Below are 20,405 nucleotides of genomic sequence, written 5' to 3' on the forward strand. Positions count from 1 at the left end.
CAAGCCCGCCCCGGTCCTGACAGCCAGCCTCCGTGGTGGAGAGACTGGCACCCCGATGCCGTCCATTGGCGCCGGTCGGAGGGAGGGGTGGCACGCGTGGTGGCGACCATCCCTCCCGGTTCCGTCAACCCGTGGTGTTGGCTGACGGATACCTGCATTGACGCCATGTGGTGGCTGGCATCAACACAAGGAAATTCATATGTCTCTGAAATACCCCCACCGTGATGAAGGCATCAGCGTGGCGGAGCGTGTGCTCTACGCCGTCAAGGAAAAGGTTGGGAACCAACAAACCGGCCCCTTCGACATGAAACAGAACGCTTTGGACATCGACCGCCTGACCCGCTACGTGGGCCTTCTCACCGAAACTCTTATCGGTAATGGTCGTCTGACCGAAGACCAAGCGATGGACCTGCTCGATCGCGTCGTTGACGGTCGAAAGCTTCACGAAAACTGATCCACCGGCCCGGCCCACCCGGGCTACTCGTCCCACAAGCCATGCTCATCGAGCCGGCCGATCACACGATCTAGCAGAGCCTGAGCAATGGGTGAGTAATCGAGACTATGCCGCCAGAAATCGAAGCCCAGTTCCCTAACATCGGTAGCAACGCCTCCGAGGCTTTTGCGCACCGATTCAAGGGCCTGCTTAGTAATCCTTGGCGGAGCAAAGCGTGCTCGAACGATGGCGTCACGTGGACTTTTGACGTCGCAACCGAAGTTGAGCCGCTGCTCTGGATCGAGCCACCCGCAACGTACGGCCAAATCGCCCAATCCATTACCCAGGGCGAACACAATCACGGCGTCACAATTGGGTTTGGTGCACATGGTTAACTCCTTCTCAGGCAGCTGCAGAGCTGTCGGAGCTTGTGACCGGCTCCGGCGGAAATACATCGTCCAGAGTGCAGGCCACGCCACGGGCATTCAGCGCCCCGACAATCGCGCGGCAGTCATCGAGCACGAGCAGCGCACGCCCCGTTTCAAATCGGCAAAGCCGATCCGGCTTCCATCCCATGTCTTGGGCGAGCGTCTTTTGCGCGATGCGCTGTCGTGCTCGGAATTCGAAAATTCGGTTCATTTCAGCTGACCCGTAGAAATCAAAGAAATCCGTCTCATCGAAGGCGATGTGACAAAACGAACTTCAACATAAAGCACATAATGAATTTTGGCAATGACAAAACTCGGTGATCGCCTCAAAGGATTTCGTAAGGCTCTCCACCTCAAGCAACACGAGGTCGCGGCTCTCTGCGGATGGGACAAAAGTGGGCAAAGTCGCTACGGACAGTACGAGCGCGGCGAGAGGGAGCCGTCACTCGCCGATATTGAAAAGCTCGCCGCAGTTCTCCAGGTGCCGCTCGCAATCCTCGTTGATCCCGCAATTGACGCCTATGAACCAGGCGACAGCGTGTCCATTCCACCGTTCGTGGAAAATGGTCCCAGGGCGAATTTGGGTCGCGACGAAATCGCGGCTCTCGGTGTTGTGGTAAGCAATCTCCGCACAACTCTTTGCACTGATAGCGGGATGGAGAGCAGCATTCGGCAAGGAGACAAAGTGGTTATCGATGTTTCGCAGACCACCCCCGAGAACCTCGCTGTTTACGCCATACATTACGACGGGCGAGTGATTTTTCGCCGACTACAGCGCACTGTGTCTGGCAAATGGATACTGCGCTGCGACAACACGGACAAAATGATCTTCCCGGACGAATCGCTCACGGATGCCGACTTCGCCGCCATCGACTTTGCGGGCCGTGCAATCTGGCGTGTAGGCACACTCTGACAAGCTAGGACTACACCAAATCGCACCACCGACAAGAAAAATCACAATCTCTCAATATGTGTTGTGTTTTCTGTCTCAAGGTGTAGCTTATCTCCTGTTCTTACCACGAACAGGAGCACCGCAATGTCCATCGCTACGATCCACCCACTGTCATGCCTGCGCTATCCGGGCACCCTGGCAGCAATCGCCTACCAGGCCGCTGAAGCCGGCTGCGACTTCATTCAGGTAGTTCCGCGCCCCACCACCGCGCAACGCCTGCCGACCACCGGCCCTGCAGCAGTCCACCTGCTCCCCACCGGCCCGAGCGTCAACCGCATATTCGAGGTTCGCCGTATCGCCGAGGATGCCGGCTGCGCCTTCATCCGCACCGCGCATGCCAGATCCCCGCGCCCCTATGTGCCCCACGGCCCGTTCACCGGGGGTGCAGCATGAAACCCACCAGCCAGCCCCTTATCGCGCAGATCGTCACCACAGCCCTGCAGATCAACGCCCAAGGCCAATGGCACGCCTTTGTGCGCTACTGCGGGCACGTTGACATCCTCGAGACCTACCTGAAGCCCGCCGACACGAACTACCAGGCGCAGCCCGAGGAGGATTTCCCTGCCTACGAGACCAACCTCGCCGAGTGGAAGCACCAGACGGCGCAGGAGGAGGAGCGCGACCTCACCGAGCATCTGAACTGGCTGCGCGACTTCCTGACGGCTTCGCCCGAGGAGGCCGCAGCATGACTTACCTACAGCTCTCCCCAGCCGCCCGCCAGCGCATCCGCACACAGGCCGGGCTGAATGGCACCTTCCACCACACTCTCGCCGATGGCGCCGGCCTGTCCGTTGAGGCAGCTGTCACGATCGAGCAGTGCGAGCGCGCCGTCGCCGTCACCGTGCGCATTGCCGACCACTGCGGATCGGTCACCCTAGATCGCCGCCACACGCAGAACGATCACCGTATCGCCCGCTTCATCACCAGCCAGGCCAACGGCTACACACCGTCCGGCCTGCTCGACTACGGCGAAGACGAACTGGTCAGCAACATGGAAAGCACGCTGCGCCACGCGCTACAGCTCGGCCAGGGCACGCACTACCTGCCGCTCGATGACCTCGAAATTTGCCTGCAACTCCGACGTGGCCGGCTGGGCTACGAATGTCATCTGGACGGGCACGGCGCCGTGCTGCACTTCCGCCTGTCCCTCGACCGCCGCAACGCCTATGCGCGGCTATTCGATACGGTGAAGTCGTTCGTCCAGGGCGTGCGCCTCGCGGAGGCCTTTCCCGACGTGTTCAAGGTGGCCTGACATGGCTGGTCTAACGCTGCAGATGGCAGCGCATCGCCTCGGCATGCGCCGCCCCGAACTGGTCAGCGCCATGCGTCGCGCTGGCCTGCTCGATCACCTCGACTACCCGTTGCGCCCGGACCGTGACGGCGCCCACCTGTACACGCACCAAGGCACCTACAGCACGCCTTACACCGGCACGCGCTCCAGCTACAGCACCAGGGTGAAAGAAAGCTCCCTGCGCTGGCTGGCCGAGAAGATCGGCCGCGAGCTGCCCATGCCCGAAGCGCAGCCGGATCGGCGAGCAGGTGACGCATGAACAGCCCGCTACGCCAACGGCCTACACCGCTCAGCAGCAGGAAAATGCCGGTGCCGAGCGAGCATCAGCAAGCCACGCTCGGCCTGTTCCCGGCACCGCGCCAGGCACTGGTCGAGCTTCTTCACCGCACGTTCGGAAACCCGCTGATCCCGTTGGAACAGATCCGCGTCACCTACTTCCGCAACCTCAACCCGGAGAGCTTCACCAAGGCCATTTTGAGCGGGCGCATTACGTTGCCTATTCAAACGCTCGATCCATCCGACAAAGCCCCGCTGTTCGTCGAGATTCACCGCCTCGCCGTGTACATCGAACTCCGAGCACAGATCGCGGACGAGGAACTGACCCAACGGCTCGCCACCACCGAGCCCACCACGAAGGAGTAACACACCATGGAACACAACCCGATTTTCGCCCTGCTGATCATGATTGCCGGCGTCGTCATCGTCGGCGCGATGTCCTACTACAACGGCCGCCGCGACGGCGAGCGACGCGGCGCCATCACCTCCGCCCTTGCCAACGAGCGCGCGCTGGAGTTGCAGCAGCAGTTCGAACAGGAGCACGAGCGCCGCGAACTGCTCACCGACGAGCTGTCCCAGCTCGCCCAGGCCCACCATCAGGTCCACTCAGAACTCGCGCGATGGAAGGCCCGCGCGATCGACGCCGAGCTGCAGATAGCCGACCTGCAGGAGGCGCAGAAAGACCACCTTGAAACCCTCGACGCACTGAACCGCCTGAACGAAACCGCAGCCGGCGCGCTTGAACTGACGGTTCAGCAGCTCCACCAGGCTGAGGCACGCGCCCTGTTGCCCGAAGACGTGCAACACCTGCAACACGCGGCCCGCCAGCTCGGCCAGCACGCCGTTGCGTTCCGCCGCACCGGCTCGCAGAAGGTCAATCACGCCGAGGTCGCAGCCAACCACCTGCAGCAGCTGGTGCAGCGCTTCCAGCCGATCGAGCAGCAGAGCGAGGAGTCCTCGCCCAGGCGGGCCGCGTGACCCGCATTCGCCCCATGCGACTCAGCCCGGCTGATGCCGGGCTGTTGCAGCACCATTACCAGAACGCCACCCGCCAGCTGGCCGAGATCCGCCGTTTCGACCGCGCGATGGAAATGCGTCTGCTGCAGCTCATCGACGCCTCGACGCTCCACCAGTTGAAACGCGAGATCCGCGACCAGTTGCTGGCCCAGGACTTGGAGAACGAAATCTCATGATGCACTTCGCCCTATGCCTTCTCCGTTACCGGACAGATCCCCGAATTTCTTCAGTGCAATCTTACGGACTTATAGCCTTTCTGGCGCTCAACCTCGGGGGCTTGCACTGCCTCGCGATGGTGCGCGTCGAACTACACTCAGCTGTCGCGTCCCGCTCTTCGACCACGCGCCGTCCGCGTGGCAGTTGCATTGCCGAGCCCCTGTGCGGCCCAACAATGACAACGGAGCATCCCACCATGACGACCCCTGCCCACAACGCCAAACTGACCGGCATTCGCGCCCGCAGTAGCGCTCAGGCTCAGGCCGCTGCACGAGAACTAATCATCACCAGTCGCTTTATCTGCACCTTCGACCCCTCCGGCCGCCTGCAAATGGCCGAATTGAACGGCGACGGCGCTTACATCCAACCCGCCGAAATCCCCGCCCTGATCGCCTCCGGCACCCTGCCCCGCGAACTGCTGCTGGCGATCCTGGCGGCAGTCTCTAGCCGCCTCGGCGTACCAGGGAGCGAGCCATGACGGAGCGTACCGACGAGAAGGTTCAGGCGAAGCTGCGCAAGCTCCTCGCCCTAGCCGAGCGCGGGGTGGGCGGCGAGCGGGACACCGCTCGCCGCATGCTCGACAAGATGCTGGAGCGGCACGGCCTCACCATTGACGACCTCTGCGACGAGCAGCCCAGCATCAGATGGTTTCCGATGGCGAACACCCACGAGCGCAGGCTGGCGTCGCAGATCATGGCCAAGGTGTGCGACACGCTTTCACCAGGCGTTTACACGCACCGTCACAACCGCCGAACGATCGGAGTAGAAGTAACTCCCGCCGAGGCTATCGAATTCGAACTGCACTACGAAACGCTCCGCAAGGCACTCGCAGAGCACTTCGAAATCGCATTCTCGGCCTTCGTGCAAGCGAACCGGCTTTTCCCATCAACACCAGGGAAAGACGACTCGCCGCTCTCCGAGCAAGACATGAAGACGATCCGCATGGCGGCCACGATCCAGCCAACGCCTGTGCGGTCCCGTCTGGCACACAAGCGGGAGCCCTCACTATGACCCAACTCCCCAACCTCACCCGTTGCAACACAGAAGCCCGCGAGTGCGTCGCGGAGGCCGTGCGGGCCGTTCGACAAATGAGGTGCTAGCCAGATGAGCGCAGCAGAAAAACTCGTTGAGGCCGATCACGACAAACTGACCGAAGCTCAGTTTGCAGCCTTCCTCGGCACGACAGTAGCGGCCCTTAGAACGCGCCGCTTCCGCAAGCAAATCCCCGAAGGCGTCTGGATCAAGCTCGGCCGCGAAACCATTTACAGCAAAAGGAGATACGACGAATGGCTGGAAAGTCAGTGGATATGCCCACCGGGGTGGAACTCTTCCGCAACTCCCTCCGAATCCGCTTCACTTGGAACGGCCGCCGCTTCAGCGAAACGCTTGCGTATCCCGTCACGCCGAAAGGCATCCAGGCTGCATCCCGACTGCGTACTAAGGTAGTCGGGCTGATCAAGCTGGGGCTGTTGGACGATGCAAGCTATGCAGAGCTTTTCCCCAACTCGCCCCACGCTTCAAGTCACAACACCTTCGGCAACTACGCCCAGCTCTGGCTGGACAGCCGCGGGATGACCAAGGGCACGCGGAATAACTACCTCAGTGCCCTGAACCTGTATTGGCAGCCACATCTTGCGCTGACCCGGCTGGACCTGATCACAACCACCCTACTCCGTCAGATCATCACGGAAACGCAGTGGACCAGCCCGGCCGTCCAGCGCAACGCCATCGCCAGGCTGACCACAGTGCTCAACTCGGCGGTCTCTGACCGCCTGATCACTTCCAATCCGGCGGAGGCGCTGGAGCTACCAAGGCGCGGGCGCAAAGAACCTGACCCATTCACCCAGGAAGAAGCCGACCGCATCATCGCAGCCATGTACGCCCGCGACTTCTGGCCGACCAGCATCTATGCCGCGCTGTACGAATTCATGTTCTACACGGGAATGCGCATACAGGAGGCGCTTGCGCTCCAGTGGGACGCCGTAGACATACAGCAGAAACAAGCCAGGATCTTCCGCGTCCTGGCCCTCGGCGAAATCGAAGAGCGCACGAAGACGCACAAGACCCGAACGGTGCTACTCAACCACCGAGCGCTCCACGCCCTTGAGTTCGCCCGGGCCTATGCCGAACGCAGGAAGAAAGGCGTTGGATCCGTGAAAACTACGCCGTTCGTGTTCTTCCCCTCGAAGAACCACGAACACGTCAAACAGACCTCCGACATCCACCACCAGTGGCGGCCTACCCTCCAGGCACTGGGCATCCGGTACCGGCGGCCATACAACTGCCGCCACACCTATGCGACAATGTGCTTAATGTCCGGAATGAACCCCGCCTTCATCGCGCAACAACTGGGCAATACAGTCCAGGTGCTGCTCTCCACGTATGCCCGCTGGATCAACTCAGGCTCCGACTGGAGCGAGATAGCAAAGCTGCAAATCGGTATCAAATCGGTATCAGCCTGATTCAGAAGCTTGTAAGTTATTGATAGGTAAGCATTTTGATTTCTACCGCAAATATCACCATGCAGTTTGGCGCCAAGCCGCTGTTCGAAAACGTTTCCGTCAAATTCGGTAACGGCAACCGCTACGGCCTGATCGGCGCCAACGGTTGCGGCAAGTCCACCTTCATGAAGATCCTCGGCGGTGAGCTGGAGCCTTCCGGCGGCCAGGTAATGCTGGAAAACGGCGTGCGCCTGGGCAAGCTGCGCCAGGACCAGTTCGCCTACGAAGACTTCAGCGTGATCGACACCGTGATCATGGGCCACGAGGAACTGTGGAAGGTCAAGGCCGAGCGCGATCGCATCTACTCCCTGCCGGAGATGAGCGAGGAAGACGGCATGGCCGTGGCCGAGCTGGAAGTCCAGTTCGCCGAGTTCGACGGCTACACCGCCGAATCCCGCGCCGGCGAACTGCTGCTGGGCCTGGGCATTCCGCTGGACCAGCACTTCGGCCCGATGAGCGCCGTCGCTCCCGGCTGGAAGCTGCGCGTGCTGCTCGCGCAGGCGCTGTTCTCCGATCCGGACCTGCTGCTGCTCGACGAGCCGACCAACCACCTGGACATCAATACCATCCGCTGGCTGGAAAACATCATCACGGCGCGTAACAGCACCATGATCATCATTTCCCACGACCGTCACTTCCTGAACAGCGTCTGCACCCACATGGCCGACCTGGACTACGGCGAACTGCGCCTGTTCCCGGGCAACTACGACGAGTACATGACCGCGGCCGAACAGGCCCGTGAGCGCCTGCTGTCGGACAACGCCAAGAAGAAAGCCCAGATCGCCGAGCTGCAGACCTTCGTCAGCCGCTTCTCGGCCAACGCCTCCAAGGCCAAGCAGGCCACCAGCCGTGCGCGCCAGATCGACAAGATCCAGCTGGAAGAGGTCAAGCCGTCCAGCCGCGTCAGCCCGTTCATCCGTTTCGAGCAGCACAAGAAGCTGCACCGTCAGGCGGTGACCCTGGAGAAGGTCAGCCAGGGCTTCGATGGCACCTCGCTGTTCAAGAACCTGAGCCTGCAGGTGGAGGCTGGGGAGCGCATCGCCATCATCGGCCCGAACGGCATCGGCAAGACCACCCTGCTGCGCACCCTGGTCGGCGAGATGGCGCCCACCGCCGGTGAAGTGAAGTGGACCGATAGCGCGGACGTGGGCTACTTCGCCCAGGACCACGCCGAGGACTTCGAGGACGACTACAACCTGTTCGACTGGATGGCCCAGTGGACCCAGGGCGGCGAGCAGCTGGTGCGCGGCACCCTTGGCCGCATGCTGTTTTCCAACGACGACATCAAGAAGTCGGTGAAGGTGATCTCCGGTGGTGAACAGGGTCGCATGCTGTTCGGCAAGCTGATCCTCAAGCGCCCCAACGTGCTGGTGATGGACGAGCCGACCAACCACCTGGACATGGAGTCCATCGAATCGCTCAACCTGGCGCTGGAAAACTATCCGGGCACCCTGATCTTCGTCAGCCATGACCGCGAGTTCGTGTCTTCCCTGGCCACCCGCATCATCGAGCTGTCGGAAAACGGCATAACCGACTTCAGCGGAACCTACGATGACTACCTGCGCAGCCAGGGCGTGATCGTCTGATCACCGCCACGCTTCGACGGAAAAGCCCCGCCAAGTGCGGGGCTTTTTCTTGGGCTCTTGATCTTCTCCGTAGCAATCAGCGCGCAGATGTCTGCATCGTCGCGCCGCCCAGGCTGACGTCGAAGAACTCCGCCGCCGAAGCGGCCAGATCACGGTGAATGGCCTTGCGATCCACACCCTGGGTGTCAGTACACAGGTCAGGGGTGGCTTCTACCTCTTCCTCCGAACAGGGCGACATGAAGACGAAGTGCCCTGCCCCATCCAGCACCCGCAGGTCCGCCTGCTGTGGCAGTTTGCGAGCCAGCGCGCCGGCGTTCTTCTTCCAGTCAAGGATCTGGTCCTCGTTGCCGGTGTAGAGCAGCACTGGCACCTGCACGTCTTCCAGTTCATGGACGCCATACATCAGGCTCAGCGGCGCCAGCAGCAGCAAAGCGCCGATGCGCGGATCGGCCATGGGCACGAGGTCATTTCGATCAGCGCGCACCTGGCCCTTCTCGCTGCAGGCGTCGGCGTCGCCCGGGCGCTCCTGGCAATACTTGATCAGCCGCTCCAGGCGCGGCTGGGCGCCGGCCAGGATCAGCGCGGTTTCACCACCGGCCGAATAGCCGATCACCCCGACCTTGCGCGGATCGGCAATAGCCGCGACTTTGGGATCGAGCAGCGCCGCACTGATGGTTTCCGATACCTGTAGCGGCCGTCCGTAGAGGTTGCTCTTGGCGCCGAGGCGGCTGTGGTCATGCAGGTTGTCACCGGGGTGCAGCAGGGTCACGACCACGAAGCCCTTGCGCACCAGCGCCTCGATCAGGTCGCGATGGGCCAGCGGGGTGCCGTAGTTGCCGTGGGACATCACCAGCAGCGGGAAGCGACCGTTGGCGGTCTGCCCCTCGTAGGCGACGTCGAGGATGAAGTTGCCCAAGTGCAGGGGCTGTTCCGGCGCGCGCGTGGGATAGAAGGCGATCGCCTTCATCGGCTGCTGGTCCAACGGGTCGCTCACCTGCAGGCGGTGAAAACCCACATTCCAGCCCTGAGCCGCCCAACTCGCGGTACTGAAGGTAACGAGCAGCAGAAACCAGAACAGGCGCCTCGCCATGGTGCAGTTCGCTCCGATTTGTCTCCAGATCAGGCGCCACAAGGCTTGTTGGTGAATGCAGAGGCCACCGGGCGCCGCCTGGAGGGAACCCCTGCATACTACGCGCCAGTGCGACACGCTCCGTGCCCGCAGACAGACGGTACCGCCCGGGCACAAAAAAGCCCCGCATGAGCGGGGGCTTTTTCTTTTCAGTGCAACGATCAGACAGCGGCGAACTGGCTGGCGATGCTCGCCTTGGCGCCGGCGATGGCGTTGCGGCGCGGTTCGTCGCCGTAAGCCAGACCTTCAGCGCGAACGACCTCGATGTCGGTGATACCGAGGAAGTTCAGCACCAGCTCGAGGTAGTTCTCATGGGCGATGCCACTCGGCCGGCCGGCGTGGATGCCGCCCGCGGTGGACACGATGATCACTTTCTTGCCACCTGCCAGTCCTTCCGGGCCGTTCTCGGTGTAGCGGAAGGTCTTGCCGGCGACGGCGATGCGGTCGATCCAGGCCTTCAGCTGGCTGGGGATGGAGAAGTTGTACATCGGCGCGCCGATCACGATGGCGTCGGCGCCGAGAAACTCCTCGATGCTCTTCTCGCCCAGGTCGGCTTCGTGCTTCTGAGCAGCGTCGCGCAGTTCGGCCGGAGTACCGGCAGCAACCAGGCTGGCGGAGGACAGGTGGCTGATAGCGTCGGCGGCCAGGTCACGGTAGGTGACTTCGACGCCCGGCTCGGCAGCGGCCCAGGCGGCGACCAGTTCGGCGCTCAGTTGGCGGGAAGCGGAGTTGTCGCCAAGGATGCTCGAGTCGATGTGCAGCAATTTCATGTGTGTTCTCCAGGGAAGGTGCCAAGTGGTTTGGCGGAGGAATTCGTCGTTGGAGGCAAGACTACGCATGTGGCCAATCTTCGATAAGTCAGCAAAAATGCAATGATTCGTCTCACCAGCAGGACAATCCCATGCAGGACCTCAATGACCTCTTCTATTTCGCCAAGGTGGTGGAAGCCGGTGGATTCGCCGCCGCTGGGCGCCTGTTAGGCCTCCCGAAGTCCCGCCTGTCGCGACGTGTAGCGGAACTGGAAGCACGCCTGGATGTGCGCCTGCTGCAACGCACGACCCGAAAACTGGCGCTCACCGACCTGGGCGAACGCTATTACCGGCATTGCCAGGCGATGCTCGTGGAAGCTGAGATGGCGGACGAAGTCGCCGCGCAATTGAGCGCCGAACCGCGGGGCCGGGTGCGCCTGTCATGCCCGGTGGCGATGGCGGAAACCTCGCTGAACGAGATGCTGCCGGGCTTCCTGGCGGCCTATCCGCAGGTGAACCTGGAGTTGCTGCTGACCAACCGCCGCGTCGACCTGCTCAATGAAGGCGTCGATGTCGCGTTGCGCGTGCGGGCCCCCGGGGATGAGGACCTGTCGCTGATCTCGCGGCGCCTGCGCCGGGCCAAGACCGCGTTGGTGGCTGCGCCTTCGCTGCTGCAAGGCGTCGATCTGCGCCTGCCGGAAGACCTCGCCGCCCTGCCCGTTCTGGGTGCCATCGACAACGACCGCCGCGTGCACATGAAGCTCATCGGTCCGCAAGGCGCGGTGAAGGAGGTGGCCTTCGAGGCGCGGCTGGCTGTGGAAGATTTCAACCTGCGCAAGAACGTAGCGCTGGCGGGGTTGGGCGTAACGTCACTGCCACTGCATTACTGCACCCAGGAGCTGGAGGAAGGTCGTCTGGTGCGCGTGCTGCCCGCCTGGAGCGAACCGGAAGCGTACCTGCAGGCGGTATATCCGCACCGGCGCGGAATCCTGCCGGCGGTGCGGGCGCTGCTCGACTACCTGGAGGAAGGCTTCTCGAAAGACGATTGGCCGGTCTGATCGGCACTTAGGCCGAAGCGGTGACCAGCCCCATCATGGTGCCGATCCAGCTCAGCAGACGGCCGCCGCTGAGCCAGTCGACCCAGAACAGCTGGTGCAGCACCACGATGGCCCAGAAAACCAACTGGAAGGACAGCTTGCGGGTCTTGTGGCGGAACACCTGCTGGGCGAGGAAAGCGCCCGGCCAGCCACCGAGCAGTTCCAGCAGGTGCAGGCTCTGTTCGGGAGTACGCCAGTCGTTGCGCTCGGCGCTGCGTTTATCACGCCAATAGGCGAAGAAAGCCAGCACGCTGAAGACCGGATAGAGCAGGAGGAACCAGACGAAGTAAGCATCCTTTAGCCAAAGCACCGAACCGATGACGGGCAGCGCCAGCAGCACAGCGAGGACCACCAGCGCCTTGCCCAGCGAGCGTTTCGGCGCACTGGGGAAGGCGACTTCGCGGCCGCTGCGAACCCGCTCGCGGGTGGCAGCGGTGACGGGCTTACGGCGGATTGCCGGGGTATCGATGGCCAGCCCGGCAAGGCGGGCATGATCGGCGCGGGGGCGGCCGTCCTTGCCGGTGCCCTCGACGTAACGGACCTGATCGCCCTCTTTCGGGCGGCGGTCGCCACGGAAGTCGGAGATATGCAGGAAGACTTCCTTGCCGCCGGCCTGGGGGCGGATGAAGCCGAAGCCCTTGTCATCGTCCCAGCGGCTGATGGTGCCGTTCTTTTCCACGTTCACTCGCTATCGGATCAGGGTTTGACGCTGCTCCAGTCGATCAGGGCGAACTGCCAGGTCGCCAGGATCAGCAGGCCGAAGACAATACGGTACCAGGCGAAAGCCGCATAGCTGTGATTGGCGATGAACTTGAGCAGGCCGCGTACGGCGATCATCGCGAAGATGAACGAGGTGACGAAACCGATAGCGAATACCGGGAGGTCCGCCGGCTGGAAGATATCCCGGTACTTGTAGCCCGAGTAGACCGCGGCGCCGACCATGGTCGGCATGGCGAGGAAGAACGAGAACTCCGTGGCCGCCTTGCGCGACAGGCCGAACAGCAGGCCGCCGATGATGGTGGCACCGGAGCGCGAGGTGCCCGGGATCAACGCCAGGCACTGGCAGCAGCCAACCTTCAGCGCTTCCTTCCAGGTCATGTCGTCGACGGTCTCGGCGTGGACCACGTGCTGGCGTTTCTCCGCCCAGAGCATGATCACGCCGCCCACCACCAGCGCCACGGCCACAGTGATCGGGTTGAACAGGTAGTGGTGGATGTAGTCGGCGAAGGCCACGCCCAGGACCACCGCCGGGAAGAAAGCGATCAGTAGGTTGATGGTGAAGCGCTGAGCCTTGCGCTGGGTGGGCAGGCCAACGACGATCTCGAGGATCTTGCGGCGGAACTCCCAGACCACGGCCAGGATGGCGGCCAGTTGGATGATGATGTTGAAGGCTTCGGCTCGCTCGCCGCCAAAGCCGATGAGATCCGCCACGATGATCTGGTGGCCGGTACTGGAGATCGGCAGGAATTCGGTAAGCCCCTCGACCACGCCAAGAATGAAGGCCTGAAAGGCACTCCACAGATCCATACTACTTCCCCCGCGAGGCACGCTGGCTCGCACGTTTCTAATGATTTTGTCCCGCTGCCTGCTCCTGGCGCGCTAGCGCCGCAACGGCGTCGGCATGCTAATGCATTGCCTGCGATTCGCTACGAAATTCACAAAAATTTCTCTTCCACGGCGCGAGCAGAGGAAGCGTTGGCAGTTCAGCAATAGGAGCTGCCTTTCATCGCCAGGAAGATGCAGACAACCGCGATCCGCACGGGTTCGCGCCATCATGCAAAATGCCTAATTCATTGAAAATCCTGCAGTACTTCCGTGCCAGAAAGTCTACAAACCACCCGATTCTGTAAACAGGGCGAAACACTCGAAACGCTGCAAACGCTGACGGGCCATGGCTCGCGCCCTCCCACCCAAAGTTGTGTATCAGGGGCGCAACAGAATTCGCTTCTACCGTGAGACGCGCCCCGTTCTAGGGGCCGCGCGGGGCTTTCGTACGCTCGTTCTGTATCAATGCAGAGACATCTGCTCCGTGATGACTCACATGGCCTTACGCCATGTCATTGATTCTCAATAGCTGATTAAAAGCGGCACGCCCCCTGCTCCACCCTGGTACCGCTGGTTAGGGCTCAGCGCACCAAGAAGGAACCGCCATCATGGGGACCATCGACTCACGGATAGTCGGCATTCTCGTCACGCTCGCTTGCGGCGCGGCCAGTGTTCCGCTGTGCCCGGTCGCACTGGCCGGCGACGGCACCATCGTCCTGCAACGCCAGGTGCAGCCACGTGTCGCCACCCGGCCGACCGATATTCCCGATCCGAACCCGATCACCGTCAACCCGAACATCTCCGAGCAGGTCGTGCGTCAGACCGGCAACGCCGAGCTGAGCGACAGCGACTTCGCCGGAGTCACCAGTGGCTCGAGCCTGCAGCGGCATATCCTGCCCGGCGGCCAACTGGTCGGCATGGACAATGGCGCCAATCAGACCCTCAACGGCAATGGCATGGGTGCTGGCGCGGCCGGCGGCGGCGCCGGTATCTCCAACTCGGTGAACCGCACCGTCCAGCAAGGGCTCTCGCCCCTGCGCATGCTGACGGGGGATCGCTGAGATGAACGCCCGCCTGCTCGCTCTCCCTCTTCTGATCTGCAGCGTCACGGCCCTCGCCGCTGATCCTTCGACGGTCAACAACGCCAGCATCGACAGCGCCGTGCGCAACTACCGCGGCGTGGCCAGCGTGAACCAGGCCGCCGGCGACTCCCAGCAACAAGCCAACGGCCGCGCTATCGCCATCGGCAGCAATGCCCAGGCTACCACCCAGTTCCGCCAGACGGTCAACGCCAGCGTCGATCTCAACCAGGCCGCGTCCGCCAGCATCACCGGCAATGCCTTCACCAACGGCAACGGCGCACTGGGCGTGAACCAGGCCGCCGGGGCTGCCAACCAGCAAGTGAACGCCATGCGGATCAGCGTCAGCGCCGTTCCGCAGAGCGTCGATGACAGCGTGCTTTCCCAGCAGAACGTCGCGCTGCCAGTGAACTCAGGCTCGAAGGACTCCACCACGGGTAGCCGGCAGGTCGTCACCAGCGACCAGGCCTTTGCCGGCAGCCGGGGTGTCGTGCAGATGAGCCAGAGCGCCGGGGTCGGCAATCGCATTGCCAACACCCTGAGCATCCGGGTCGCGGATTGACCCAAGCCAACTCCAATAACACTAGACACGCCAAACAAAGCAAAGGAGATACACCATGAAACCAAGAATGGCTCTGAAGCCTCTGGTTTTCGCTGTTGCAGCGGTCATGGCTGTAGCAGTGCACGCGGATAACCGTAACAACAACGGGCATGGTCACGGCCACGACAATGGCCACGGTCATGAGCAACATCAACCCAAGACCCCGTACGATCCCTATAAGGACCCGCGGATCGAGGCCGGCGCCAGCGCAACGGTGGAAGACACCCAGGAAAGCAGCGACAACACCGTGGTAAACATGGGCACCAAGAACACCGCGACAGTCGACGGATCGTTGGGGAACGCATCCGGGAACGTGGGCGTCAACGTCGCCGCCGGCGATATGAACCAACAGGCCAATGCCGCCGCCCTGGCGACTGCCGATGAGAAATTCATCTTCGGTACCGCCTATGCATCGACTGAAGTGACCCAGAACAACACGGACAACCAGGCCTGGAACTTCTCCACCACCAACAAGGCGTCGCTGAACAACTCCGGCAGCAACTCCTCGGGGAACATCGGCATCAACATCACCTCGGGCAACTACAACCAACAGAAAAACGACATGGCAGCCGCCGTGTCCGGTGGTCGTAGTGCCGACTCCCACAGCGGTGCCACCCAGACCTCCACTGGCAACACCGTGGGCAACGTGGCCTTCCTGACTTACGAGAAGGAAACCTTGCGGTCCACCTTCAGCGCCCATGGCACCTACAAGGGCGCAGGCGCGGGCTACGTGGTGGACGAGTCGGGTCGTGACGGTCATGACAGCCGTAACAGCGGTGGCAGCAAAACCGACAAGGATCCGCTGTTCTTCGTCGAGGCTGGCACTGTTGACCTCAGAGGCCAGGCCACCTATCAGGTGCTGATCCCCACCGGCTGGAAAGACCCGGTGCGCAACGATGCCTCCATCAACAACTCGCTCAACAACGTCTCGGGCAACCTGGGCGCGAACGTTGCGGCTGGCGTAGGCAACCAGCAGAGCAACTCGCTGTCCATCGCCGCAGGCTGCAAATCCTGCCTGTAAGCGAAACGGCGTAGCACCAGGAGGCTCCGGCAACGGAGCCTCCTTCTCCGCAAGCCACCCCAAGGCGTCACGATCATGCGTACGTCCGCTCTGCTTTTGCTCGCCCTTTTCAGCCTCACGACGCAGGCCGCGCAACTCCCCTTCGCCATCCTTCCCGGCGGGTCGATGGCCTACAAACACGTCGAGAGCATCCGCGAGCGCAAGTTCAGCAATCTGGTCCAGCAAAAGACCGACTTCAGCTGCGGCGCCGCCGCGCTGGCGACGATCCTCCGCCAGGCCTATGCGCTGGACGTGGACGAGGAATTTGTGATCAAGGGGATGCTGGTCCGGGCGGACCCCGACCTGGTGCGCACGCAGGGCTTCTCGATGCTCGACATGAAGACTTACCTCGAAGGCATCGGCATGCGCGCACGCGGGTACCGAATCCCGCCGGCGTCTCTGGAGAAACTGACGATCCCGGTGATAGTGCTGATGGATATCCGTGGCTACAAACACTTCGTCGTGATGCAGCGTGCCTATAAAGGCTACGTCTATATCGGCGATCCAGTGCTGGGCCACAAGCGCTTCACCCAGGAAGATTTTCTCAAAGGCTGGAACGGCATCATCTTCGCCGTCATCGGTCCGGGCTATGAACAGGCCAACGCCCTGATGAACCCGCCCGACCCACTGACGGCCAGGGACCGAATCAATGCGTTCAGCCCGGTCAAGGACGCAGAGCTCATGGAATTCGGTTTCATCCAGAGCGACTTCCTCTAAGACCGCACAAGAATGGAAGGCAGGAATCCTTCCGGGGAGAACCCTAATGAAAGTGATCCCACTGCTTGCCGCCACCTGCATAGTGGCCTGCCTGCCGGTCCAGGCGGAAAGCGTCTTCAAGCCGATCGAACTGAAGGATCAAGAGTTGGCCCAGCTTCGCGGCAAATACGTGATGCCGGGCCGGGTCATCAGCTTCGGCATCGTCATGAGCAGTACCTGGAAGAACGCCGTGGGCGACAACATCGGCGCCAGGGTCAGCATGCAGATCCAGGAATCCACCATCAAGCCGCAGTTCTACGTCACCACCATCGACGAGAAAGGCACCGGCGCAGCACCGGCCGCAGGTACCGGCACCGTCGCCGGCGGAGCCGGCCTTAATCAAACACAGGGCGTTACCCAGAGCGTTCGGGCTGCCGGTGACTACAACACGGCATCGAACAACGTCAGCATCGACGTGAAGGAAGCTAACCAGGCACCTGTCATGGCCCAGGATGGCACTCCGCTGAACGGGTCGCCTGTCAGCGCCAGCAACGGCGCCGGCACCGTCAGCGTGACGCCGGGAAATGGCGGCATACAGCTGGCCATCAACGCCAACGGCCAGGGTGTCGCCATGCAGCAACTCGCCGCCGGCGGACTGCTCCAGGCCGCGCAGATGGTGGGTGGAAATAATGCCGTCAACAACCTGGCACAGCTCAGCGTAGTGCTCAAAAACAACCTTCCGTCGACTGGAGCGCTGGACTGCAATCTTGACCAACTCAAAGGGCTTCGCACCATGGGTATGTGATCTACGCTCCAGTGCGACTGTGAGGTCCAACCTATAAGAAGGACAGCGCGCCATGCACCGATCGCTATCGCTAGGAACTGCAATCTGTGTATCCGCTTTACTCCCCTCGACCTACGCCGCTGCGGCGACGGAAGCCGAGGTGGAGGCGTTGAAGCAGGAGCTGCTGGAACTCAAGCAGCGTTATGAATCCCAACAGAAAGCCCTGATGGTGCTCGAGCAACGCGTCAGACAGGTTGAGGAAGCACCGGCCGCGCCCGCGCAGCCCAAGCGCCTGGTCACCTCCACTGGCAAGCCGACACCGCCCGGAACCGGCAACACCGTTGCCTCCAGCGGCAGCTCCTACGGCGAGTCGCTCAAGGACGACGCCAGTCCGCCCAAGAGCGTGGAGAACCTCTACGACGAAGCCAGCGGTTTCTTCGGCAACGGCGCCTTCAGCTTCGAGACAGGCATCACCTACACCCATTACGACACCAAGCAACTGATCCTCAACGGCTTCCTGGCGCTGGACACGATTTTCCTGGGCAACATCGGCGTGGACAACATCAACGCCGACAACTGGACCCTGGACCTCACTGGCCGCTACAACTGGAACAACCGCTGGCAGTTCGACATAAACGCCCCTGTGGTTTACCGCGAGAGCACCTTCGAATCGGCCGGCGCCGGCAACTCCACGGCGCAGTCCACCGACGAGAAGGTCACCCGCGACCCGACCCTGGGCGACGTCAACGTAGGCATCGCCTACAAGTTCATGGACGAAACCGAATCGCGCCCCGACGCGGTGGTCAGCCTGCGGATCAAGGCCCCCACCGGCAAGGAACCCTACGGCATCAAGCTCAAGCGCGCTTCGGACAACGACAACCTCAACGTGCCCGAGTCCCTGCCCACCGGCAACGGCGTCTGGTCGGTCACCCCCGGCATCTCGCTGGTCAAGACCGTCGACCCCGCCGTTCTGTTCGGCAGCTTCTCCTACACCTACAACCTCAAGGAGTCCTTCGACGATATCAGCCCTACCCAGGGCGTGAAGCAAAAGGGCGAGGTCGACCTCGGCGACTGGTTCCAGATCGGTGCGGGCGTAGCCTTCGCCCTCAACGAGAAGACCAGCATGTCGTTCTCCTTCTCCGACCTGATCGCCCAGAAGAGCAAGATCAAGGCCGACGGCGGTGACTGGACCACCGTCACCGGCAGCGACGCCAACGCGGCGTACTTCAACTGGGGCCTGACCTACGCGTGGAGCCCCAACCTGACCATCGTGCCGAACCTGTCTATCGGCATCTCGCCGGATGCGCCGGATTTCAGCTTCAGCGTGAAGTTCCCGTATTACTTCTGACGGCTCGGCTGTCCTAACGCAAAGGCCCCTTTTCGGGGCCTTTGTCATTCCTGCTAATGCGGCTTCGGTAGAGACGGCGGAGCCAACCTGTAGGAGCGCGCCATGCGCGCGAATGCGGGCATGTACCAGGTGCCCCGCCCGTCCAACAAGGGGAATTCGAAACGCGGAGGAAATGCGGTAGGCAGGCGGGACGAATCCGCGTCCGCCCGCCGTGCCGACCACCCTGCCCTAGCGCAACTGATGCTTGTGCAACAAGCGATAGAAAGTCGGCCGCGAGATGCCCAGCATCCGCGCCGCCACGCTGAGGTTGTCACCGTGCCGGGCCAGCGCATCGCACATGGCCTGGCGCTCGGCGCCGAGCTTGTATTCCTCCAGGGTCACCAGCGGCAGATGCGCCGAACGCCCCTTCTCCCGCTCCAGGCCCAGATCACGGGCCTCGATCTGTCGCCCTTCAGCCAGCACCAGGCCACGACGCACCCGGTTGGCCAGCTCACGAACGTTGCCCGGCCAGCTATGCTCGGCCATCGCCGCCAACGCATCGTCCGAGAAACGCCGCGGGCGGCGTCCGGTCTCGACGCTATAAAGGTGGGCGAAGTGATTGGCCAGCAGCGCCAGGTCGCCATTGCGCTCGCGCAGCGGCGAAGTGGAAACCTGCAGGACGTTCAGCCGGTAGTAGAGATCCTCGCGGAACGATCCGGCGCGAATCGCCTGTTCCAGGTCGACATGGGTCGCTGCCAGCACCCGTACATCGACATCAATGGGCTGGCTGCCGCCGACACGCTCGATCTGCTTCTCCTGAAGCACCCGCAGCAGGTTGGCCTGCAACTCCAGCGGCAGGTCGCCCACCTCGTCGAGGAACAGCGTGCCGCCGTTGGCCTGTTCGAAGCGACCGATCTTGCGCTGGTGCGCCCCGGTGAACGCACCCTTTTCGTGGCCGAACAGCTCCGATTGGATCAGCGCCTCGGGCATCGCCCCGCAGTTGATCGCCACGAACGGCCGGACCGCCCGCCGCGACTGGCGGTGCAGCGTACGCGCCACCAGCTCCTTGCCGGTGCCGCTCTCACCGCGGATCAGCACAGGCGACTCGGTCGGCGCGAACTTCGCCAGCAGCTTGCGCAGCTCGCGCACATCGCGGCTCTCACCCAGCAGCTCGTGCTCATGCTCATCGCTGTGCACGCTGCCACGCCCGCGCAGGCGCGCCATGCCGAACGCGCGGCCGAGGGTGACCTGCACCCGCGCCACATCGAAGGGCAAGGTATGGAAATCGAAGAACCACTCACTGACGAAATCGCCGACTTCATTGAGCGGCAAAGTGTCCAGGCTAAGGACGGCTATCCACTCCGTACCGCTGCGGCTGATGAGTTCCTTGACGGACTCCCGGCGTTCGAGATGCCGGGGTTGAAGGCGCAGCAGGCCGACGTCACAACCGCGATTGCTGGCATTATCCAGCTCGCAGCTGTCTACGTCCCACCCTGCTGCCCGTAGTCCGGGTAATAGCCTGCGGCAGTCGTCGCACGGATCGACCACCAGCAGGCGACGAAGATTCGTGGCTGCCTCAAGCATGCTCCCTTCCTTGGCGCCATTATTTTGAAAAACTTTAAAAAACAGTTGGTTGGC

The 20,405-nt window shown here is 62.3% G+C and carries 27 protein-coding genes; 20 read left to right on the top strand and 7 right to left on the bottom strand.

Features of this window, described 5'->3' with window-relative positions; all coding sequences use genetic code 11:
- Window positions 1–199: 199 nt before the first annotated feature.
- The gene (locus ACIPK7_RS05425; protein WP_401086106.1) at window positions 200–454 is read left to right on the top strand and encodes a hypothetical protein; all 255 of its coding nucleotides are present in this window, start codon (window positions 200–202) and stop codon (window positions 452–454) included.
- 23 nt (window positions 455–477) lie between these two features.
- On the opposite strand, the gene ACIPK7_RS05430 is transcribed toward ACIPK7_RS05425, so the two are convergent.
- Together ACIPK7_RS05430 and ACIPK7_RS05435 are read right to left on the bottom strand one after the other, a co-directional pair.
- On the bottom strand, window positions 478–822 hold the full coding sequence (locus ACIPK7_RS05430; protein WP_401086109.1) for a hypothetical protein: 345 nt from the start codon (window positions 820–822) through the stop codon (window positions 478–480).
- Between the two features lie 13 nt (window positions 823–835).
- Window positions 836–1,072, bottom strand: coding sequence for a transcriptional regulator (locus ACIPK7_RS05435; protein ID WP_401086112.1), 237 nt, complete (start codon window positions 1,070–1,072; stop codon window positions 836–838).
- A gap of 93 nt (window positions 1,073–1,165) precedes the next feature.
- On the opposite strand from ACIPK7_RS05435, the gene ACIPK7_RS05440 reads away from it, so the two are divergent.
- From ACIPK7_RS05440 to ACIPK7_RS05495, 12 genes are all read left to right on the top strand, one after another.
- On the top strand, window positions 1,166–1,774 hold the full coding sequence (locus ACIPK7_RS05440; protein WP_401086115.1) for an XRE family transcriptional regulator: 609 nt from the start codon (window positions 1,166–1,168) through the stop codon (window positions 1,772–1,774).
- A 123-nt stretch (window positions 1,775–1,897) separates the two neighbouring features.
- Complete coding sequence (locus tag ACIPK7_RS05445) at window positions 1,898–2,206, top strand: hypothetical protein (protein ID WP_401086118.1); 309 nt, start codon at window positions 1,898–1,900, stop codon at window positions 2,204–2,206.
- Window positions 2,203–2,502: a hypothetical protein gene (locus tag ACIPK7_RS05450; RefSeq protein ID WP_401086121.1), complete on the top strand. Its 300-nt coding sequence runs from the start codon at window positions 2,203–2,205 to the stop codon at window positions 2,500–2,502. Before ACIPK7_RS05445 ends, ACIPK7_RS05450 begins: the two co-directional genes overlap by 4 nt.
- The gene (locus ACIPK7_RS05455; RefSeq protein ID WP_401086124.1) at window positions 2,499–3,065 is read left to right on the top strand and encodes a hypothetical protein; all 567 of its coding nucleotides are present in this window, start codon (window positions 2,499–2,501) and stop codon (window positions 3,063–3,065) included. Before ACIPK7_RS05450 ends, ACIPK7_RS05455 begins: the two co-directional genes overlap by 4 nt.
- 1 nt (window position 3,066) lies before the next feature.
- Window positions 3,067–3,363 carry a DNA-binding protein gene (locus ACIPK7_RS05460; protein ID WP_401086126.1) on the top strand — a complete coding sequence of 99 codons (297 nt, stop codon included), beginning with the start codon at window positions 3,067–3,069 and terminating at the stop codon, window positions 3,361–3,363.
- A complete protein-coding gene (locus tag ACIPK7_RS05465) occupies window positions 3,360–3,746 on the top strand; it encodes a pyocin activator PrtN family protein (protein ID WP_401086129.1) in 387 nt (128 codons plus the stop codon). The genes ACIPK7_RS05460 and ACIPK7_RS05465 overlap by 4 nt, the downstream gene beginning before the upstream one ends.
- Before the next feature lie 6 nt (window positions 3,747–3,752).
- On the top strand, window positions 3,753–4,358 hold the full coding sequence (locus ACIPK7_RS05470) for a hypothetical protein (RefSeq protein WP_401086131.1): 606 nt from the start codon (window positions 3,753–3,755) through the stop codon (window positions 4,356–4,358).
- Window positions 4,355–4,573, top strand: coding sequence for a hypothetical protein (locus ACIPK7_RS05475; protein WP_401086134.1), 219 nt, complete (start codon window positions 4,355–4,357; stop codon window positions 4,571–4,573). The genes ACIPK7_RS05470 and ACIPK7_RS05475 overlap by 4 nt, the downstream gene beginning before the upstream one ends.
- A 236-nt stretch (window positions 4,574–4,809) precedes the next feature.
- The gene (locus ACIPK7_RS05480) at window positions 4,810–5,091 is read left to right on the top strand and encodes a hypothetical protein (RefSeq protein ID WP_401086137.1); all 282 of its coding nucleotides are present in this window, start codon (window positions 4,810–4,812) and stop codon (window positions 5,089–5,091) included.
- On the top strand, window positions 5,088–5,624 hold the full coding sequence (locus ACIPK7_RS05485; RefSeq protein ID WP_401086138.1) for a DUF2786 domain-containing protein: 537 nt from the start codon (window positions 5,088–5,090) through the stop codon (window positions 5,622–5,624). Before ACIPK7_RS05480 ends, ACIPK7_RS05485 begins: the two co-directional genes overlap by 4 nt.
- 275 nt (window positions 5,625–5,899) lie before the next feature.
- Window positions 5,900–7,075, top strand: a complete 1,176-nt coding sequence (locus ACIPK7_RS05490; protein WP_401086141.1) for a tyrosine-type recombinase/integrase — start codon at window positions 5,900–5,902, stop codon at window positions 7,073–7,075.
- A gap of 35 nt (window positions 7,076–7,110) precedes the next feature.
- Window positions 7,111–8,700 carry an ABC-F family ATPase gene (locus ACIPK7_RS05495; RefSeq protein ID WP_192431481.1) on the top strand — a complete coding sequence of 530 codons (1,590 nt, stop codon included), beginning with the start codon at window positions 7,111–7,113 and terminating at the stop codon, window positions 8,698–8,700.
- Between the two features lie 76 nt (window positions 8,701–8,776).
- Here ACIPK7_RS05495 and ACIPK7_RS05500 read toward each other — a convergent pair whose 3' ends face one another.
- Together ACIPK7_RS05500 and ACIPK7_RS05505 are read right to left on the bottom strand one after the other, a co-directional pair.
- Window positions 8,777–9,790: an alpha/beta hydrolase family protein gene (locus ACIPK7_RS05500; RefSeq protein WP_401086144.1), complete on the bottom strand. Its 1,014-nt coding sequence runs from the start codon at window positions 9,788–9,790 to the stop codon at window positions 8,777–8,779.
- A gap of 200 nt (window positions 9,791–9,990) precedes the next feature.
- Window positions 9,991–10,599 (bottom strand): FMN-dependent NADH-azoreductase, encoded by a 609-nt coding sequence (locus tag ACIPK7_RS05505; protein ID WP_401086147.1) that lies wholly within the window; start codon window positions 10,597–10,599, stop codon window positions 9,991–9,993.
- 131 nt (window positions 10,600–10,730) lie between these two features.
- Here ACIPK7_RS05505 and ACIPK7_RS05510 point away from each other — a divergent pair, with 131 nt between their 5' ends.
- Complete coding sequence (locus ACIPK7_RS05510) at window positions 10,731–11,636, top strand: LysR substrate-binding domain-containing protein (protein ID WP_401086150.1); 906 nt, start codon at window positions 10,731–10,733, stop codon at window positions 11,634–11,636.
- A 7-nt stretch (window positions 11,637–11,643) separates the two neighbouring features.
- On the opposite strand, the gene ACIPK7_RS05515 is transcribed toward ACIPK7_RS05510, so the two are convergent.
- Both ACIPK7_RS05515 and ACIPK7_RS05520 read right to left on the bottom strand, forming a co-directional pair.
- Window positions 11,644–12,354, bottom strand: coding sequence for a DUF1294 domain-containing protein (locus ACIPK7_RS05515; RefSeq protein WP_401086152.1), 711 nt, complete (start codon window positions 12,352–12,354; stop codon window positions 11,644–11,646).
- A 17-nt stretch (window positions 12,355–12,371) separates the two neighbouring features.
- Entirely contained in the window at window positions 12,372–13,202 is an 831-nt protein-coding gene (locus ACIPK7_RS05520; RefSeq protein WP_192431282.1) for an undecaprenyl-diphosphate phosphatase, read from the bottom strand.
- Window positions 13,203–13,828: 626 nt separating this feature from the next.
- On the opposite strand from ACIPK7_RS05520, the gene ACIPK7_RS05525 reads away from it, so the two are divergent.
- From ACIPK7_RS05525 to ACIPK7_RS05550, 6 genes are all read left to right on the top strand, one after another.
- Window positions 13,829–14,281 (top strand): hypothetical protein, encoded by a 453-nt coding sequence (locus tag ACIPK7_RS05525; RefSeq protein ID WP_192431281.1) that lies wholly within the window; start codon window positions 13,829–13,831, stop codon window positions 14,279–14,281.
- 1 nt (window position 14,282) lies between these two features.
- Window positions 14,283–14,861, top strand: coding sequence for an adhesin (locus ACIPK7_RS05530; RefSeq protein ID WP_401086156.1), 579 nt, complete (start codon window positions 14,283–14,285; stop codon window positions 14,859–14,861).
- Between the two features lie 55 nt (window positions 14,862–14,916).
- Window positions 14,917–15,921, top strand: coding sequence for a heme utilization protein (locus ACIPK7_RS05535; protein ID WP_192431279.1), 1,005 nt, complete (start codon window positions 14,917–14,919; stop codon window positions 15,919–15,921).
- Window positions 15,922–15,996: 75 nt separating this feature from the next.
- Window positions 15,997–16,677 carry a C39 family peptidase gene (locus tag ACIPK7_RS05540; protein WP_045217496.1) on the top strand — a complete coding sequence of 227 codons (681 nt, stop codon included), beginning with the start codon at window positions 15,997–15,999 and terminating at the stop codon, window positions 16,675–16,677.
- A gap of 46 nt (window positions 16,678–16,723) precedes the next feature.
- Window positions 16,724–17,461 carry a hypothetical protein gene (locus ACIPK7_RS05545; protein WP_401086159.1) on the top strand — a complete coding sequence of 246 codons (738 nt, stop codon included), beginning with the start codon at window positions 16,724–16,726 and terminating at the stop codon, window positions 17,459–17,461.
- Between the two features lie 52 nt (window positions 17,462–17,513).
- Window positions 17,514–18,788 (top strand): hypothetical protein, encoded by a 1,275-nt coding sequence (locus ACIPK7_RS05550; protein ID WP_192431277.1) that lies wholly within the window; start codon window positions 17,514–17,516, stop codon window positions 18,786–18,788.
- 228 nt (window positions 18,789–19,016) lie between these two features.
- Here the strand turns inward: ACIPK7_RS05550 and ACIPK7_RS05555 are convergent, their stop codons facing one another.
- Window positions 19,017–20,351 (bottom strand): sigma-54 dependent transcriptional regulator, encoded by a 1,335-nt coding sequence (locus ACIPK7_RS05555; RefSeq protein WP_192431276.1) that lies wholly within the window; start codon window positions 20,349–20,351, stop codon window positions 19,017–19,019.
- Between the last annotated feature and the right edge of the window lie 54 nt (window positions 20,352–20,405).

This window comes from Pseudomonas sp. NPDC086581, assembly GCF_044746165.1.
Taxonomy (GTDB): Bacteria; Pseudomonadota; Gammaproteobacteria; order Pseudomonadales; family Pseudomonadaceae; genus Pseudomonas.

Bases quoted from the DNA above. Each gene is read 5' to 3' on its own strand.
- ACIPK7_RS05425 (WP_401086106.1), top strand. From the start codon at position 200: ATGTCTCTGAAATACCCCCACCGTGATGAAGGCATCAGCGTGGCGGAG.
- ACIPK7_RS05430 (WP_401086109.1), bottom strand. From the start codon at position 822: ATGTGCACCAAACCCAATTGTGACGCCGTGATTGTGTTCGCCCTGGGT.
- ACIPK7_RS05435 (WP_401086112.1), bottom strand. From the start codon at position 1,072: ATGAACCGAATTTTCGAATTCCGAGCACGACAGCGCATCGCGCAAAAG.
- ACIPK7_RS05440 (WP_401086115.1), top strand. From the start codon at position 1,166: ATGACAAAACTCGGTGATCGCCTCAAAGGATTTCGTAAGGCTCTCCAC.
- ACIPK7_RS05445 (WP_401086118.1), top strand. From the start codon at position 1,898: ATGTCCATCGCTACGATCCACCCACTGTCATGCCTGCGCTATCCGGGC.
- ACIPK7_RS05450 (WP_401086121.1), top strand. From the start codon at position 2,203: ATGAAACCCACCAGCCAGCCCCTTATCGCGCAGATCGTCACCACAGCC.
- ACIPK7_RS05455 (WP_401086124.1), top strand. From the start codon at position 2,499: ATGACTTACCTACAGCTCTCCCCAGCCGCCCGCCAGCGCATCCGCACA.
- ACIPK7_RS05460 (WP_401086126.1), top strand. From the start codon at position 3,067: ATGGCTGGTCTAACGCTGCAGATGGCAGCGCATCGCCTCGGCATGCGC.
- ACIPK7_RS05465 (WP_401086129.1), top strand. From the start codon at position 3,360: ATGAACAGCCCGCTACGCCAACGGCCTACACCGCTCAGCAGCAGGAAA.
- ACIPK7_RS05470 (WP_401086131.1), top strand. From the start codon at position 3,753: ATGGAACACAACCCGATTTTCGCCCTGCTGATCATGATTGCCGGCGTC.
- ACIPK7_RS05480 (WP_401086137.1), top strand. From the start codon at position 4,810: ATGACGACCCCTGCCCACAACGCCAAACTGACCGGCATTCGCGCCCGC.
- ACIPK7_RS05485 (WP_401086138.1), top strand. From the start codon at position 5,088: ATGACGGAGCGTACCGACGAGAAGGTTCAGGCGAAGCTGCGCAAGCTC.
- ACIPK7_RS05490 (WP_401086141.1), top strand. From the start codon at position 5,900: ATGGCTGGAAAGTCAGTGGATATGCCCACCGGGGTGGAACTCTTCCGC.
- ACIPK7_RS05500 (WP_401086144.1), bottom strand. From the start codon at position 9,790: ATGGCGAGGCGCCTGTTCTGGTTTCTGCTGCTCGTTACCTTCAGTACC.
- ACIPK7_RS05505 (WP_401086147.1), bottom strand. From the start codon at position 10,599: ATGAAATTGCTGCACATCGACTCGAGCATCCTTGGCGACAACTCCGCT.
- ACIPK7_RS05510 (WP_401086150.1), top strand. From the start codon at position 10,731: ATGCAGGACCTCAATGACCTCTTCTATTTCGCCAAGGTGGTGGAAGCC.
- ACIPK7_RS05520 (WP_192431282.1), bottom strand. From the start codon at position 13,202: ATGGATCTGTGGAGTGCCTTTCAGGCCTTCATTCTTGGCGTGGTCGAG.
- ACIPK7_RS05525 (WP_192431281.1), top strand. From the start codon at position 13,829: ATGGGGACCATCGACTCACGGATAGTCGGCATTCTCGTCACGCTCGCT.
- ACIPK7_RS05530 (WP_401086156.1), top strand. From the start codon at position 14,283: ATGAACGCCCGCCTGCTCGCTCTCCCTCTTCTGATCTGCAGCGTCACG.
- ACIPK7_RS05535 (WP_192431279.1), top strand. From the start codon at position 14,917: ATGAAACCAAGAATGGCTCTGAAGCCTCTGGTTTTCGCTGTTGCAGCG.
- ACIPK7_RS05540 (WP_045217496.1), top strand. From the start codon at position 15,997: ATGCGTACGTCCGCTCTGCTTTTGCTCGCCCTTTTCAGCCTCACGACG.
- ACIPK7_RS05545 (WP_401086159.1), top strand. From the start codon at position 16,724: ATGAAAGTGATCCCACTGCTTGCCGCCACCTGCATAGTGGCCTGCCTG.
- ACIPK7_RS05550 (WP_192431277.1), top strand. From the start codon at position 17,514: ATGCACCGATCGCTATCGCTAGGAACTGCAATCTGTGTATCCGCTTTA.
- ACIPK7_RS05555 (WP_192431276.1), bottom strand. From the start codon at position 20,351: ATGCTTGAGGCAGCCACGAATCTTCGTCGCCTGCTGGTGGTCGATCCG.